This window comes from Aminobacter sp. UC22_36 (assembly GCF_044056035.1).
In the GTDB taxonomy this organism is placed as follows: domain Bacteria; phylum Pseudomonadota; class Alphaproteobacteria; order Rhizobiales; family Rhizobiaceae; genus Aminobacter.
The window spans coordinates 4,059,213-4,073,436 of sequence record NZ_CP171996.1; the positions used below are offsets into that span (position 1 = coordinate 4,059,213).

Annotated in this window: 13 protein-coding genes and 1 pseudogene; 2 read left to right on the forward strand and 12 right to left on the reverse strand. The window is 64.2% G+C overall.

From position 1 onward, the window contains the following. Positions 1-5: 5 nt before the first annotated feature. The 4 genes from ACHMW7_RS23295 to ACHMW7_RS23310 form a co-directional block, all read right to left on the reverse strand. Positions 6-806 carry a CoA-transferase subunit beta gene (locus ACHMW7_RS23295; RefSeq protein WP_395447814.1) on the reverse strand — a complete coding sequence of 267 codons (801 nt, stop codon included), beginning with the start codon at positions 804-806 and terminating at the stop codon, positions 6-8. 11 nt (positions 807-817) lie between these two features. Beyond that, on the reverse strand, positions 818-1,684 hold the full coding sequence (locus ACHMW7_RS23300; protein ID WP_395447815.1) for a CoA transferase subunit A: 867 nt from the start codon (positions 1,682-1,684) through the stop codon (positions 818-820). 100 nt (positions 1,685-1,784) lie between these two features. Next, on the reverse strand, positions 1,785-3,836 hold the full coding sequence (locus ACHMW7_RS23305; protein WP_395447816.1) for a 3-hydroxyacyl-CoA dehydrogenase NAD-binding domain-containing protein: 2,052 nt from the start codon (positions 3,834-3,836) through the stop codon (positions 1,785-1,787). Further along, positions 3,833-4,843: an NADPH:quinone oxidoreductase family protein gene (locus ACHMW7_RS23310; RefSeq protein ID WP_395451416.1), complete on the reverse strand. Its 1,011-nt coding sequence runs from the start codon at positions 4,841-4,843 to the stop codon at positions 3,833-3,835. Before ACHMW7_RS23310 ends, ACHMW7_RS23305 begins: the two co-directional genes overlap by 4 nt. A 225-nt stretch (positions 4,844-5,068) precedes the next feature. On the opposite strand from ACHMW7_RS23310, the gene ACHMW7_RS23315 reads away from it, so the two are divergent. Then, positions 5,069-5,824: an SDR family NAD(P)-dependent oxidoreductase gene (locus tag ACHMW7_RS23315; protein WP_395447817.1), complete on the forward strand. Its 756-nt coding sequence runs from the start codon at positions 5,069-5,071 to the stop codon at positions 5,822-5,824. A 251-nt stretch (positions 5,825-6,075) separates the two neighbouring features. Next, complete coding sequence (locus ACHMW7_RS23320) at positions 6,076-7,614, forward strand: class I adenylate-forming enzyme family protein (protein WP_395447818.1); 1,539 nt, start codon at positions 6,076-6,078, stop codon at positions 7,612-7,614. Positions 7,615-7,679: 65 nt separating this feature from the next. On the opposite strand, the gene ACHMW7_RS23325 is transcribed toward ACHMW7_RS23320, so the two are convergent. The 8 genes and pseudogenes from ACHMW7_RS23325 to ACHMW7_RS23360 all read right to left on the reverse strand — a co-directional run bounded on the left by ACHMW7_RS23325 (position 7,680) and on the right by ACHMW7_RS23360 (position 14,218). After that, positions 7,680-8,465: an SDR family NAD(P)-dependent oxidoreductase gene (locus ACHMW7_RS23325; RefSeq protein WP_395447819.1), complete on the reverse strand. Its 786-nt coding sequence runs from the start codon at positions 8,463-8,465 to the stop codon at positions 7,680-7,682. Continuing rightward, on the reverse strand, positions 8,462-9,217 hold the full coding sequence (locus ACHMW7_RS23330; RefSeq protein ID WP_395447820.1) for an SDR family NAD(P)-dependent oxidoreductase: 756 nt from the start codon (positions 9,215-9,217) through the stop codon (positions 8,462-8,464). The genes ACHMW7_RS23325 and ACHMW7_RS23330 overlap by 4 nt, the downstream gene beginning before the upstream one ends. After that, positions 9,214-10,122 carry a branched-chain amino acid ABC transporter permease gene (locus ACHMW7_RS23335; protein WP_395451417.1) on the reverse strand — a complete coding sequence of 303 codons (909 nt, stop codon included), beginning with the start codon at positions 10,120-10,122 and terminating at the stop codon, positions 9,214-9,216. The genes ACHMW7_RS23330 and ACHMW7_RS23335 overlap by 4 nt, the downstream gene beginning before the upstream one ends. Before the next feature lie 126 nt (positions 10,123-10,248). Beyond that, positions 10,249-11,157: pseudogene (locus tag ACHMW7_RS23340) on the reverse strand (branched-chain amino acid ABC transporter permease); the annotation flags it as partial. 5 nt (positions 11,158-11,162) lie between these two features. Further along, complete coding sequence (locus tag ACHMW7_RS23345) at positions 11,163-11,876, reverse strand: ABC transporter ATP-binding protein (protein WP_395447821.1); 714 nt, start codon at positions 11,874-11,876, stop codon at positions 11,163-11,165. Continuing rightward, positions 11,869-12,636 (reverse strand): ABC transporter ATP-binding protein, encoded by a 768-nt coding sequence (locus ACHMW7_RS23350; RefSeq protein ID WP_395447822.1) that lies wholly within the window; start codon positions 12,634-12,636, stop codon positions 11,869-11,871. The genes ACHMW7_RS23345 and ACHMW7_RS23350 overlap by 8 nt, the downstream gene beginning before the upstream one ends. 45 nt (positions 12,637-12,681) lie before the next feature. Beyond that, a complete protein-coding gene (locus tag ACHMW7_RS23355) occupies positions 12,682-12,966 on the reverse strand; it encodes a DUF1330 domain-containing protein (RefSeq protein ID WP_395447823.1) in 285 nt (94 codons plus the stop codon). Positions 12,967-13,021: 55 nt separating this feature from the next. Then, on the reverse strand, positions 13,022-14,218 hold the full coding sequence (locus ACHMW7_RS23360; protein ID WP_395447824.1) for an ABC transporter substrate-binding protein: 1,197 nt from the start codon (positions 14,216-14,218) through the stop codon (positions 13,022-13,024). Positions 14,219-14,224 lie beyond the last annotated feature (6 nt).

Here is a 14,224-nt window from a genome sequence, read left to right on the forward strand (position 1 = left end):
TGTCGTCACGCGGCGCGGACGCCGGGCGGATTACCCTTCAGCACGGTGGCGCGGACATTGTGCGGGTCGAGCTTGGCGATGATCGCCATCTGCTCTTCGGTCGGTGCCGCGGTGGTGGTCATGCCTTCGGCGCGCAGCAGCGGGAAGCCGGTGGCGTCCTGCACCTGCTCGAAGGTCACGCCAGGATGCAGCGACAGCACCTGGGCTGCATGGTTCGGCCCATTGAAGTCGAACACGCAGAGATCGGTGATGACCACACCGAGCTTGACGTCGGCGGGCTTGGCGCCTTCGGGCCAGTTCTTGGCGTTGAAGCCGACGCTTGCCACCACATCAACCTCGCCTTCGACGAAGGTACGCTTGCTGTGATTGGGCAGGAACATCGAGTTCTTGTGGCAGATCGAGTTGCCGGGGAAGCCGCGAACGCCAAGCATGGCAACCTTGGGCTTCTGGAACTCGCCGCCAAGTGCGGAGATGTTGCCCTGGCCGTAGCGGTCGACCTGCACCGGCGTCACCATGGCGTGGCGGCGGCCGCTCCAGACGCTGTCGAAGACGCGGCTATAAGGCATCCAGCCGGAAAGCTTCGGCTTGTAGTCGCCGCGCGGTCCGAGCGGGATCGGGTCTTCGACGAGATAGGCCTCGCCGTCGGTCATCATGATGCCCGGGGCACAGGTGAGCTTGGCAAGGCCGGCCGCGAGGCGCGGCAGCGGGCCGATGCCGGTTGCCAGAACCTCGCCGTCGGAAGCCCATGCCTGTGCGCCAACAGCGACGATCAGTTCGGCAAGCGTGAATTCTTTTGCAGTCGTCATGTCGTGTCCGATCAGAAAATGGGGAGCGGCAGGGCGCGGATCTTGGCTTCACCGCCAACGCTCGCGGCGTAGCCGGCCTCGTCGCCCTTCACATATTGGTCGAAATAGCGCTGCCAGCCGCCCTCTTCGCCCGCCGATGCGGCATAGTCCTTGAGGTGACCCATGTCCCAGCCATAAGCGTCGTGTGCTGCGGTCGGGTGTGCGCCGAGCGGTGCTGATACCACGCCGGTGACCAGGCAGCGTTCGAACAGCTGCTGCTTGGCCTGGTCGGAGTACTCGGCGTCGATGCGGTCGACCAGCACCTCGGTGGTGACGAACACCTTGTCGGCGGCACGGGCGAATAGCCCGTCAAAGAACGGATCCGGGCCGTCGGTCTGGGTGTTGCCGAGACGGTCGGCGCGGCTGGTGTGGATCAGCGCCACGTCGAGCTTGATCGCCGGCATGGCCAGCAGCGTCTCGCCATCGTCATAGGGCGACTTCACCGTCTTGAAGTGCGGGTTGTACTTCATGACGTCGGAGCCGAGGCCGACGCGCGTTGCCGCGAACGGCAGATTGTGGCCGGCAGCCTGCAGGCCGAGCAGCAGCAGGCCCTCGTCCAGTTCCGAGACCTCGACCGCGCCGGCTTCGCGCGCCTTGCGGAAGTAGGGCTCGATCGGCATCGCATCGAGCGAGACGAAACCGTAGATCAGCTTCTTGACCTTGCCCGAGGCGCACAGCATGCCGATCTCCGGCCCGCCATAGGCAACCAGCGTCAGATCCTTGAGATCCGAGCGCAGGATCTCGCGCACCAGCGCCATCGGCTTGCGCCGCGGACCCCAGCCGCCGAAGCCGATCGTCATGCCGTCGCGCAGCTGGGCGACGACCGCTTTCAGGTCCATTTCCTTGTTCATAGCATCCTAGTCCGTCTGTTCTTCATTCTGGTTCGGCAGGATACGGCTCAGCCGTAGAAACCCCTGCCCTCGACAACCAGCCGCTCGATCAGCGCGGCCGGCTTGAAATACTGATCGCCAACGAGGCCCGCATATTTGTCGAGCGCCGCCTTGACCTTCGGCAGGCCGACCTGGTCGGCATGAACATCGGTCCGCCCAGATAGGTCGGGAACCCGAAGCCGTTGGTCCAGATGACGTCGATGTCGCCAGGCCGTGCGGCAGCACCCTCGTCGAGGATCCTCGCCGCCTCGTTGACCATGGCAAACAGGCAGCGTTCGAGGATTTCCTCGTCGCTGATGGCGCGCGCAGTGAAACCCCGTTCGCGGCGATGCGCGTCGAGCAGCTCGTCGACTGCAGGGTCGTGCGAAGCCTTGCGGTTGTCGTCATAGACGTAGTAGCCCGCACTCGACTTCTGGCCGAGCCGGCCGGCCGCGACCAGCCTGTCGACGATGTTGCACTGCTGCTCGCGTGGCGACATGCGGGCGACGCGTGCCGCCCGTGCTGCGGCCATGATGTCCATGCCGGCGAGATCGGCCAGCGCGAACGGGCCGATCGGGAAGCCGAAGGCGGTTAGCACGCGGTCGACCTGTTGCGGCGTCGCACCGTCCTCGAGCAGGAACTGCGCCTCGCGCGTGCGCTTGGAGAGCATGCGGTTGGCAACGAAACCTTCGGAGCGTCCGACCATGACAGGCACCTTGCCGAGGCGCTTGCCCAGCGCCGTGGTGGTCGCGAGCACATCGGGAGCCGTCTTGGCCGCCCGCACGTTTTCGAGCAGCTTCATGACATTGGCCGGGTTGAAGAAGTGCATGCCGGCAATCCGGGTCGCATTCTTGCTGGTCGCCGCCAGTTCCTCGATGTCGAGGAACGAGGTGTTGGTGGCGATGATGGCGTCGTCGCGCAAGACAGCGTCGAGCTTGGCGAACACCTCCTTCTTGACGTCGAGCTGTTCGGTCACGGCTTCGATGACCAGATCGACGTCACTGATGCCGTCATAGGCGGTCGTGGTGGTCAGCAGCGCCATGCGCCGCTCCATTTCTTCCGCCGTCAACGAGCCACGCTTGACGCTGCCCTCGTAGATCTTGCCGATCGCCTTGACGGCGGAAGCAAGCCCCTCATCCGTGAGGCCGATCAGCGTCACCGGAATGCCGATGTTGACGAAGCAGGAAGCGATGCCACGGCCCATCGTGCCGGGACCAACGATGGCGACCTTCTTGATGTCGCGTGGCTTCACCTCGGCATCGACGCCGTCAATCTTAAGCGCCTCGCGTTCGGCCGCAAAGATGTGGCGCAGCGCCTTCGACTGCGGCGACACCAGCAGCTCCTTGCAGGTCTTGTATTCGAGCGCAATCGCCTCGGCGACCGGCGTCTCGGTGACCATCTTGATCAGATCGACCGCAACAAGAGGTGCCTTGAAGCCCTTGTACTTCTTGGCCAACGCCGCGCGGCTGGCTTCCAGTGCAGCCGGATCGAAGCTTGGCACCGGCAGATCGGTCGTGCGGCGAACCTTGCCGCCGTCAGCGACGACCTTCGCGGCGAAAGCAACCGCCGCAGACCTGAGATCGCCTGACACGACTTCATCGACGATGCCCTTCTCGCGGGCGTCGCGCGCCGGAATCTGGCCGCCTTCGCTGATCATCGCCAGCGCCTGTTCAACGCCGGCGAGACGCGGCAGGCGCACAGTGCCACCTGAACCCGGCAGGATGCCGAGCTTGACTTCGGGCAGGCCGACCTTCGCGCCATCGAGTGCGATGCGGTAGCTGCAGGCGAGCGCCACTTCGAGGCCGCCGCCGAGTGCCGTGCCATGGATCGCGGCGATGATCGGCTTGGTGGCGGCGTCGAGCGTGTCGATCACTTCGCCCAGCAGCGGCGCCACCATCGGCTTCTTGAATTCGTGGATGTCGGCGCCAGCGATGAAAGTGCGGCCTTCGCAGACAATGATCATGGCGCGCGCCGCGGCATCGCCTTCGAGCGCCTTGACGGCTTCAATCAGTCCCGCCCGCACCGAATGCGACAGCGCATTGACCGGCGGGTTGTCGACGGTCGCGACCAGTATGTTGCCTTGCTTGGCGACCGAAACGGTCCTTGCGAGCAGCTCGGTCATGCCGGCACTCCTTCCCTGCTATTCACATTATTTCCGGTGACCAGCACCACTTTGCCCTTCACGGCACGTTCCATCACCACGTCCAAAGCTTCGGCGAAGCGGTCGAGCGGATATTCGGCCGAGATATGCGGCCTGAGCTTGCCCTGGGCGAACCAATCCATCAGTTCGGCAATGTTGGCCGCGTTCTTCTCCGGTGCCGAGCGCGCATAAGCACCCCAGAACACGCCGATCAGCGCCGACTGCTTGAGCAAAAGCAGATTGAGCGCAATCTTCGGGATGTCGCCGGCGGCAAAACCGATCACCAGATGACGACCAAACAGCGCGAGATTGCGCACCGCCGTCTCGGTCAGCGCACCACCAACCGGGTCGTAGACCACGTCGACGCCCACCCCGCTGGTCAGTTCCTTGAGCCGCTGGCGAAGGTCCTCGGTCGAATAGTTGATCGTCTCGTCGGCACCGTACTCCCGACACAGCGCGAGCTTCTCGTCGCTGGAGGCCGCGGCGATGACGCGCGCCCCCATCTGCCTGCCGAGTTCGACTGCGGTCAGGCCCACGCCGCCGGCAGCACCCAGAACCAGCAAGGTCTCGCCCGGCTTGATCTGCGCCCTGTCCTTCAACGCATGGTGCGAAGTGGCATAGGTGATGAGGAAGCCGGCCGCCTCGACGAAGCTCATCTCGGCGGGGATCGGAAACACCTTCCAGGCATCGACCGCGACCTGCTCGCCATAGCCGCCGATGCCGGCGAAAGCCAATACGCGCATGCCGACTTTCAGGCGCTCGACACCCTCGCCGATGGCAATGATGACGCCCGCGGCTTCGCTGCCCGGCGTGAACGGCAGTTCGGGTTTGGTCTGGTACTTGCCCTCGACCATCAGGCCGTCGAAGAAGTTGACGCCGCATGCCTCGATGCGGATGACCACCTGGCCCGGTTTCACCACCGGTTCAGGGACCTCTTCGATCCTGAGCTCCGCCCTTGGGGCGAACTCCCTGCAGATGACTGCCTTCATTTCCATACGCCGCTTTTTGCTGCCATTTCGGCACTGACAAATTCTTCAATCGAGGCAAGGAATGGGACAGGGGCAGACCGCTAACATCGTCTGATGAGACTAGTCGCGAGGAACCCCGTCTTTTGCGGCTGAAACGGCGGAAATGCCCAGCAATCATAGTCCCTTCGGACGATGTTGCCGACGTCCACGCGCGCAGGTTCGCCGGTACATTTCAAGGAGATCATCATGGCCCGTCTGGCAGGCAAAGTGGCATTCATATCAGGCGCGACCGGCGGCATCGGCGAGGCCGCGGCAAGGCTGTTTGCCAGCCAAGGCGCCAAGGTCGCGGTCGCCGGCCGCAGCCGTGACAAGGGGGAAGCGATCGTTGCCTCCATCAACGCTTCGGGTGGCACGGCACTCTACGTCGAAACCGACGTCACCGAGCCCGACAGCGTCGAAGCCGCGTTCAAGGTCGTGATGGACGCCTGGGGACGGCTTGACGTGCTCTACAACAATGCCGGCGGCTCGAGCTCGGCCGACGGTCCGGTGACGGTGGCGCCGTTCGAGGAATTCTGGCGCTGCATCAAACTCGACCTGTTCGGCACCTGGGTGTGCTGCCGCAACGCCATTCCGCTGATGCAGAAGTCGGGCGGCGGTTCGATCGTCAATTGCTCTTCCATCGTCGGCGTCATGGGCATTCCCAACCGCGATGCCTATTCTGCGGCCAAGGGCGGCATCATCTCGCTGACCCGGTCGATGGCCGTCGAGTTCGCCAAGGACAACATCCGCGTCAACGTGCTTGTACCGGGCGCGGTCGCGACCGACCGCGTGCTCGGATTTTTCGAGCGCGAGCCGCACCTCAAGGCACAGTTCGACGCCTATCTGCTCGGCATCGCCGAACCTATCGATGTCGCCAACGCGGCCCTTTACCTGGCCTCGGACGAATCGCGGAAGATGACTGGTCACCAGTTGCCCATCGATGGTGGCATCCTGATTTCGTGATAACGCTCGCCGTGACCGAAAACGAGTTCGTTCGAAAACTCGCTCCGCCGGGGCGGTTGGTGCGGCTTTCGAGAACCGGAGCGCAGCGGACACTAAGGTCCGCGAGCACCGGAAGCGGAGAAAGTCGCGGCAGACGCCCGGCGGAGTAGAGTTAGCGCGCGCGGGCTCGTAGTCTGTGCAGACGATGTCCGCATGGGCCTGCGGGTCTTGAAGTCGCTTCGGAATCCCAATTCGACTGCAGGAATACGAGCATGGAAATCCTGAGCCAGGTGCTGGCGCGAAACGCGCGACTCATCGGCGAGCGCAACTTCATCGTCACCGACAAGGAAACGATCACTTATGCGCGCTTTTCCGAGCTGACGGCGCGGTTGGCCAACGTGCTCAAGGCGCGTGGCGTGGCCAAAGGCGACCGCGTCGGGCTCTATCTGCCGAGCACGCCGATGATGGCGATCGGCTTCTGGGCCTGCCAGCGCCTCGGCGCGATCCCTGCCCCGCTCAGCGCCATGTTCCGCCACGCCGAACTGCGCAAGATCGTCAGCCAGACCGGCATGAAGGCGCTGATCGCTGACGGGTCGACCTGGCCCTATTTCTCGGAGATCAGAGCCGAGTTTGCCGATCTTGCCCATTGCCTGGTTGTGTCAGGCGATGGCGGCGCCGACGACCTTGCCACGTTGATGGCCGCAGCGCCCACGACGTTCGAGGACGCAGCCTGCCACATCGACGACATCTGCGCCCTGTTCTTCACTTCGGGCACCACGGGCGCCCCCGAGGGCGCGGCGCAATCGCAGTTCAACCAGTGCTCGACGCTGCGTGACATGATGGTGTCGCACCGCACGCGCTTCGCTCAGGAAACCTATCTCTGCGCCGTGCCGCTGTTCACCAATTTCGGCCTGACCGTGACACTCAACCTGTGCCTCTACACTGGCGGCACCATCGTGCTTCATGAACGCTGGGACACGCAGCGTGTCCTGACCGATATCGGCCGCTACCAGGCCACCTATTTTGGCGGCACGCCGACCATGTATGTCTACATGGTCAACGAGGTCGATCCCGCCAGGCACGACCTGTCGTCGCTGCGCATCTGCACCACGGGCGGCTCACCGGTGCCGCAGCCGGTCATCCGCCGCTTCGAGGACCTTTCAGGCGCCCGCGTCACCCAGGTCTACGGCTCGACCGAGACGAGCGGCCAGAACGTCATGGAACCGACAGCAGGCATCCGCAAGCCGGGATCGGCGGGTCTTGCAGTCGGCAGCTCGCGCATCTCGATCGTCGACGACGAGGGCCACGCCGTGCCGCAGGGCGAGATCGGCGAGGTCATCATTTCAGGGGATTGCGTCGCCCGGGGCTACTGGATGGACGACAAGGCGTCTGCCGAGGCGTTCGGCAATGGCGGTTGGAAGTCGGGCGATCTCGGCTATGTCGACGAGGACGGCTACCTGTTCATCGTCGACCGCAAGAAGGACGTCATCATCGCCGGCGGCCACAATGTCTATCCGCTGGAGATCGAGGCGCTGCTCTACAAGCACCCGGCGGTCGCCATGTGTGCGGTGGTCGGTGCGCCCGACGAGAGCAAGGGCGAAATCCCGGTCGCCGTCATCGTCAAGGCCGAGGGACAGGACGCGACGGCGGACGAACTCATCCGCTACTGCCGCGAAAGCCTCGCCGCCTACAAGGCCCCGCGCGCTGTCCACTTCATCGACAACATGCCCGTCGAGGCAGCCAAGATCCGCAAGCGCGAGCTGGTGCTGGCGTTGCGCGAAAACCGCATGGACGATTTCAGGAACAAATGAGCCTTACAAACTTCAAAACAGAAAAAGCCGCGCACTGCGCGGCCTTTTCTTGATCTGCCAGCCTGTCAGGCTGTCGCCACGTCCCCGGCGCCGCCAAAGGCGCTCCAGCCACCGTCGACCGGCAGCACCGTTCCGGTGATGTAAGACGCCCAGTCGGACAACAGGAACACCGCCGCCTGCGCAATCTCCTCCGGCAGCGCCAGCCGACCGAGCGGCGTGCGTCTTTCCAGGATCGTCGGGTCGAACGCCTTGCGCTCGAGCAGCGCCTGAACCATCGGCGTGCGCGTGTAGGCCGGCGCGATCGCGTTGACCCGGATGCCCAAGGGACCCCATTCGCAGGCCAGCGTATGCGTCAGGTGGTTGATCCCGGCCTTGGCCGCTGCATAAGCCGAGCGGCGCGGGAAGCCGCCGAGCCCGACGATGGACGACACATTGACGATAGCGCCACGCTTCTGCGCCAGCATCGGCCGCGATGCCGCCCGGCACATCAAATAGGTGCCACGCAGGTTGACGTCGATGACACGCTGCCAGCGCTCCACCGACTGCTCGTGCACCGGCACGAGGTCGTCGCCGATGCCGGCGGAGTTGAAAACAAGGTCGAGCCCGCCGAGCACCGCGATCGCCTCCCCGACCATGCGTTCGGCATCCGCTTCGCTTGCAACGTCGCCCTGGGTGATACCGGCTGCTCCAACACGCTGTGCCGCCGGATCGAGTTGTTCGCGGTTGAGGTCGGCAATGACCACGCGTGCGCCGAGATCGGAGAGCAGTCTTGCCACCGTTTCGCCAATGCCGCTGGCGCCACCAGTCACAAGCACGCGCTTGCCGTCGAACCTGATCGCCGGCGCGCTCATGCGTCGGGATCCCCGCCGTCGTCGACATCCTGCTTGAAGTGGAAATCCGGCTGCCACTTCTCGCGCGGCTGTAGGTGAAGCTTCCAGTAGGCGTCGGCGACGAGGTCGTGGTCGTAGGCCGTTCCGGCCTGCATCGTGCCGTGGATGGCGACGGTCGAGACATGGATACCGGCGGGGGAAAGTTCCTTCTCGAGCGAATGGCCGAGGCTGCGCAGGGCTGCTTTGCCGAGCGAGGTCACCCCCCATTCGATCCACGGGCCAAAGGCAAGCACACCGCCGGTGAGCAGGATGGTGCCGCACCCGCGGTCGATCATCCCTGATACCACCGCCTGCGCCGCATGCAGCGCACCCGCCACGTTGGTCCGGAACGCGTCGACGACATAATCGATGCTGGCTGGCTCGCCGTGCGACTTCCAGCCGTCGGCGGTGCCGTATTTCACGTCGCCGAGCCGCGACGGCGTGACAAACCGCGCCGGCTCGATGATGGCGGCGTTGTAGATCAGCGCCTCGGCATCGCCATGTCGCTCGCGGATCGCGGCATGGACCTTGTCCATCTGGTCCGGCTTGCCGGCATCGCCGACGAAGCCGGCGACGTCGAGACCCTCAGCCCTCAGTTCCTGCTCGTAGCGCGCTATCGCCTCGGCGCGGCGGCCGACGAAGGCGACCCGGTGGCCTTCACGGGCGAACTTCCTGACCAGCGCCTTACCAAGCCCAGGCCCCATGCCAATGACAACAGTCGATGGCGCGTTCATTGCGCCACCTTTGCCTTGGCCCGGACCAATGTGCGGTCGGCGCTCTGCTGGGCCTTGCGCTCGGCGCGGTTGGCCAGGAACTCTTCAAGCGTGCCGACGATACCCTTGCGCAGGAACAGCACGCACAGCACGAAGATGACGCCCTGCACGACCACCACCCAGGCGCCCAGCGTCGCCAGCTCGCGCTGCAGCGTCACCAGCACGGCCGCACCGACCACCGGCCCGAGCAGCGTGCCGACGCCGCCGATCAGCGTCATCAGCAAAACGTCGGCCGAGGTCATGAAGAACACATCGGCCAGTGACGCCAGCTGGAAGATGATTGCCTTGAGACCACCCGCAACGCCCGACAGCATTGCCGACAGCGTAAACGCGATCAGCTTGAAGCGGTCAGCGGAATAGCCGAGCGAAATGGCGCGCGGCTCGTTCTCGCGGATCGACTTCAGCGTCTGGCCGAAAGGCGAATGGATGATGCGGTAGACAAAGGCGAAGCCTACCAGGAACACGGCAAGCGTCACGTAATACATGTTCAGCGTGTTCGAGAGATCGATGACGCCGAACAGCGTGCCGCGCGGCACCGACTGGATGCCGTCTTCGCCGTGGGTCCACGGTGCCTGCACGGCGTAGAAATAGATGATCTGCGCCAGCGCCAGCGTGATCATGGCGAAGTACAGCCCTTGGCGACGGATCGCCAGCCAGCCGAACAGCGCGCCGATCGCGGTAGCCACCACGACGCCCAGGAGAATGCAGAGCTCGGTTGGCAAGCCCCAGGCCGAAGCCGCATGCGCCGTCACGTAGGCCGACGCGCCGTAGAAGGCGGCATGGCCGAAGGCGAGCAGGCCGACATAGCCGAAGATCAGATTGTAGGCCAAGGCGAACAGCGCCAGCACCAGGATCTTCATGCCCATGACCGGATAGACCAGGAAGGGCAGCACCACGCCGCCAACACTGAAGATCGCCAGCCACAGCCTGCCGTTTTCAAGGAAGCTGCCGGAGCGGCCCGACGAGACGTCGGCGACCGAGTGGCTTGATGTTTCCTTGCCGAATAGGCCGGCCGGGCGGAAGATCAGCACCAGCGCCATGATGATGAAGATCACCGTCGCCGACGCCTGCGGATAGAAGACCTTGGTCAGGCCTTCGATCACGCCGAGCATCAGGCCGGAGACGATGGCGCCGAAGATCGACCCCATGCCGCCGATGACCACAACCGCGAAGATGGTGATGATGATGCCCTGCCCCATCTGCGGGCTGACCTGATAGATTGGCGCCGCCATGACGCCAGCGAAACCGGCGAGGCCGACGCCGAAGGCATAGGTCAGCATCAGCAGCCTGGGCACGTTGATGCCGAAGGCGCGCACCAGATCGGGGTTTTCGGTCGCGGCGCGCAAATAGGAGCCGAGTTTGGTGCGCTCGACCGTGTACCAAGTGCCAAAGCACACGATGATGGCAGCAACGATGACCCAGGCGCGGTAGATCGGCAGGAACATGAAGCCGAGATTGATGCCGCCCTTGAGCGAATCCGGCACGCCGTACATCTGGCCGGCGGCGCCATAGTAGACGTTGAAGGCGCCTTCGATCGCCATGGCGAGGCCGACGGTCAGGAGCAGGCCGTAGGCATGGTCAAGGTCATAGACGCGGCGGATGAAGACGCGCTCCATCAGCGCGCCGATCACGGCGACCACCAGCGGCACGATGACCAGCGCCCACCAGTAGCCGATGGACGGCAGGCCAAGGCCGGGGAACAGCTCGGGCAGGCGCAGCAGATACCAAGCGCCGAACGCACCCAGCATGTATTGCGCGCCATGGACGAAGTTGCCGATGCGCAGCATGCCGAAGATGATCGCCACGCCGAGGCTCATCATGGCGTAGAACGAGCCGTTGATGAGGCCGACGAGCAGCTGGCCGAAAAGCAGTGCAGGCGGAACGCCAATCAGGTCCATCATGGCCATCACACCCCGAGATAAGCTTGGATCTTGGCTTCGTTGTCGGCGAGTTCATCGCGACTGAAGCGTTCGACGACCTTGCCGTGGTCGACGACGAAATGCCGATCGGCGAGTTTTGCCGCGAAGCGGAAATTCTGCTCGACCAGAAGGATGGTGAAGCCCCTCGCCTTCAGCTTTTCGAGCACGACAGCGATCTGCTTGACGATGACGGGCGCAAGGCCCTCGGTCGGCTCGTCGAAAATCAGCAACTTGGCCCCCGTGCGCAGGATGCGGCCGATGGCCAGCATCTGCTGCTCGCCGCCCGACAGCTTGGTGCCGGGGCTCTGCCAGCGCGCCTTGAGATTGGGGAACAGCTCGAGGATTTCGTCGACCGTCATGCCGCCCTTGGCAATAACAGGCGGCAGCTCGAGGTTTTCAGCCACAGAGAGGCTGGAGAAGATGCCGCGCTCCTCCGGGCAGTAGGCGATGCCGCGACGGGCGATGATCTCGGGCGCTCTCGCGGCGACATTTTCGCCGCGATAGGTAATGGCACCGGTCTTCTTGCGCACCAGGCCCATGATGCAGCGAAGCGCAGTGGTCTTGCCGGCGCCGTTGCGGCCGAGCAGCGTCACGAGTTCGCCCTCGCGGATGTCGAAATTCATGCCGTGAAGCGCTTTGCTCTCGCCATACCAGGCATGCAGGTCGGCGATGTCGAGCACCACCTTGGAAGTCTCAGTCATCTGCACCACCGATATAGGCTTCGATCACGCGCGGGTCGCGCGACACGGTCTCGTAGTTGCCCTCGGCGAGCACGCGTCCCTGTGCCAGCACGGTGATGGTGTCGGAAAGGGCGGCAACGACAGAAAGATTGTGCTCGACCATCAGGATTGTGCGGTCGGCCGAAACCTTGCGGATCAATTCGGCGATGCGCTCGACATCCTCGTGGCCCATGCCCGAGGTTGGTTCGTCGAGTAGCAACATCTCGGGATCGAGCGCCAGCGTCGTGGCGATCTCCAGCGCGCGCTTGCGCCCGTAGGGCAAGTTGACTGCGACGTGATCGCGATCATTCAGCATGCCGACGGAATCGAGCAACTCGTCGATGCGGTCGTTGAGCACGCCAAGCGTACGTTCGCTTTGCCAGAAGCGGTAGGACGAGCCTGTTGGCCGCTGCAGCGCCATGCGCACGTTTTCGCGCACACTCATGCGCGGAAACACCGCCGAGATCTGGAACGAGCGAACGATGCCCTTGCGCGCCACCTCTTCCGGCTTCAGCGCGGTGATGTCCTCACCGTTGTAGCGGATGGTGCCTTCGCTCGGCGAAAGGAACTTGGTGATCAGGTTGAAGGTCGTCGTCTTGCCGGCACCATTGGGGCCGATCAGGGCGTGGATGGTATTGCGCCGGACCTTGAGGTCGACGTCCTTAACGGCGGCGAAGCCGTAGAAATACCGGCTCAGTCCGGACGCCTCGATGATGTAGTCGTCCGCAGTGCCTTGTTGCACCTTGTCCTCCACGTTCTCTAGGAAATGCGCGGCACGGGTCGCCCGTCATGCGTCGACGAGAATGCCCTTGCCGCGTGATGCCAGCTGCCGCAGCGCCACCACCTTCTGGTAGTCGGCCGAATTGTAGAAGCGCCGGGCATCTTCGGTGGTCGGAAACTCGACCACCGAGATCGAGGCCGGCCGCCAGCCGCCTTCAAGGCTTTCGATGCGATCGCTCGACAGGACGAAGCGCCCGCCGCCGGCGGCCATGATCGGGCCCGCGACCTCGCGATAGTGCTGCCAGGCGGCGGCGTCGGTGATTTCGATCTCGAAGATCAGATAGCCGGGCAAGGTACGCTCCCCAAGGACGTTGCCGGGCCATCGAACGACGGCCCGGCAATCAACCTCAGCTCTTGCCCAGCTTGCAGGCGCTCTTGTCGATGGAGCGGAAGGCCTGGTCGGCCGGGACGGTGGTCACAACCTTGAACACGTCCTGCGCGTCGGCCGCCTCACCGGGCGCACGCACTTCCAGCAGTTGCATGTCGTGCGCCAGGCGGCCGTTGGGCAGCAGCGTCGCGTTCTTGGCGAACAGGTCGTTGATCTTGCCTTCGCGCAGCTTGGCCAGCACGGCGGTCGGCTCATCGGTGCCGGCAGCCTTGACGGCGTTGAGGTAGTTGGTGGCAGCCGAATAGGCACCGGCTGCGACCCAGCCCGGCGCATTGCCGGTCTTCTTCTGCATCTCTTCCTTGAAGTGCTTGGAAGCGTCGTCGGTGTTCCAGTACCAGGCAGCGGCGAACTGGATGCCCTTCAAAGCCTCGAGCCCGATGGCGCGTGCGTCCGACTGGTGCAGCACGGTCACCGCCACGCGCATGCCCTGGTCGATCAGGCCGAACTCCTGAACCTGCTTCAGTGCGTTAATCAGTTCGGGGCCGTTGACGGTCAGCGCCAGCACCTTGGCGCCCGATGCCTGCGCCTGCAGGATGTAGGACGAGAAATCGGTGGTGCCGAGCGGCGCGCGTACCTGGCCGAGGATCTTGCCGCCTTCGTCTTCGACCGCTGTCTTGACGCCGGCTTCCATCACCTTGCCGGCCTCGTAGTCGGGCGACAGGATGAACCAGGTCTCGCCACCTGCCTTGAGCTGGGCGCTGACCGACGAGCGCACCTGCGAATAGGCGTCGTAGGCCCAGGCCAGGCCATAGCCATTGCAGTCGGCCTCGGTCATCTTGTCGGTCATCGGCGAGACGAAGAAGCCGAGCTTCTTCTGCTCGCCGAGCAGGTTGTTGACCGAAAGCGCGATCGCCGAGTTGGCGACGTCGAACAGCGCATCGACATTGTCGCGCTCCAGCCATTCGCGGGCGATGGACAACGCAATCTCGGGCTTGTTCTGGTGATCGGCCGACACCAGTTCGATCGGCTTGCCCAGCACCTGGCCGCCGAAGTCGGAGATGGCGAGCTTGACCGCTTCGGTCACCTCGGTGCCGCCGAGCGCAGAGAAGGACGAGCTCTGGTCGTTGAGCACGCCGAGCTTGACGCTGGCATCCTGTGCGGCGGCGGTCAGCGCGGTCGACAGCAGCAGTGCTGCCGCGAGAATGGATTTCTTCATGTCATT

Excerpts from the sequence above, each read along its gene's own strand:
- ACHMW7_RS23295 (WP_395447814.1), bottom strand. The coding sequence starts at position 806 with ATGACGACTGCAAAAGAATTCACGCTTGCCGAACTGATCGTCGCTGTT.
- ACHMW7_RS23305 (WP_395447816.1), bottom strand. The coding sequence starts at position 3,836 with ATGACCGAGCTGCTCGCAAGGACCGTTTCGGTCGCCAAGCAAGGCAAC.
- ACHMW7_RS23325 (WP_395447819.1), bottom strand. The coding sequence starts at position 8,465 with ATGAGCGCGCCGGCGATCAGGTTCGACGGCAAGCGCGTGCTTGTGACT.
- ACHMW7_RS23360 (WP_395447824.1), bottom strand. The coding sequence starts at position 14,218 with ATGAAGAAATCCATTCTCGCGGCAGCACTGCTGCTGTCGACCGCGCTG.
- ACHMW7_RS23335 (WP_395451417.1), bottom strand. The coding sequence starts at position 10,122 with ATGGGCATGAAGATCCTGGTGCTGGCGCTGTTCGCCTTGGCCTACAAT.
- ACHMW7_RS23300 (WP_395447815.1), bottom strand. The coding sequence starts at position 1,684 with ATGGACCTGAAAGCGGTCGTCGCCCAGCTGCGCGACGGCATGACGATC.
- ACHMW7_RS23320 (WP_395447818.1), top strand. The coding sequence starts at position 6,076 with ATGGAAATCCTGAGCCAGGTGCTGGCGCGAAACGCGCGACTCATCGGC.
- ACHMW7_RS23315 (WP_395447817.1), top strand. The coding sequence starts at position 5,069 with ATGGCCCGTCTGGCAGGCAAAGTGGCATTCATATCAGGCGCGACCGGC.
- ACHMW7_RS23330 (WP_395447820.1), bottom strand. The coding sequence starts at position 9,217 with ATGAACGCGCCATCGACTGTTGTCATTGGCATGGGGCCTGGGCTTGGT.
- ACHMW7_RS23310 (WP_395451416.1), bottom strand. The coding sequence starts at position 4,843 with ATGAAGGCAGTCATCTGCAGGGAGTTCGCCCCAAGGGCGGAGCTCAGG.
- ACHMW7_RS23345 (WP_395447821.1), bottom strand. The coding sequence starts at position 11,876 with ATGACTGAGACTTCCAAGGTGGTGCTCGACATCGCCGACCTGCATGCC.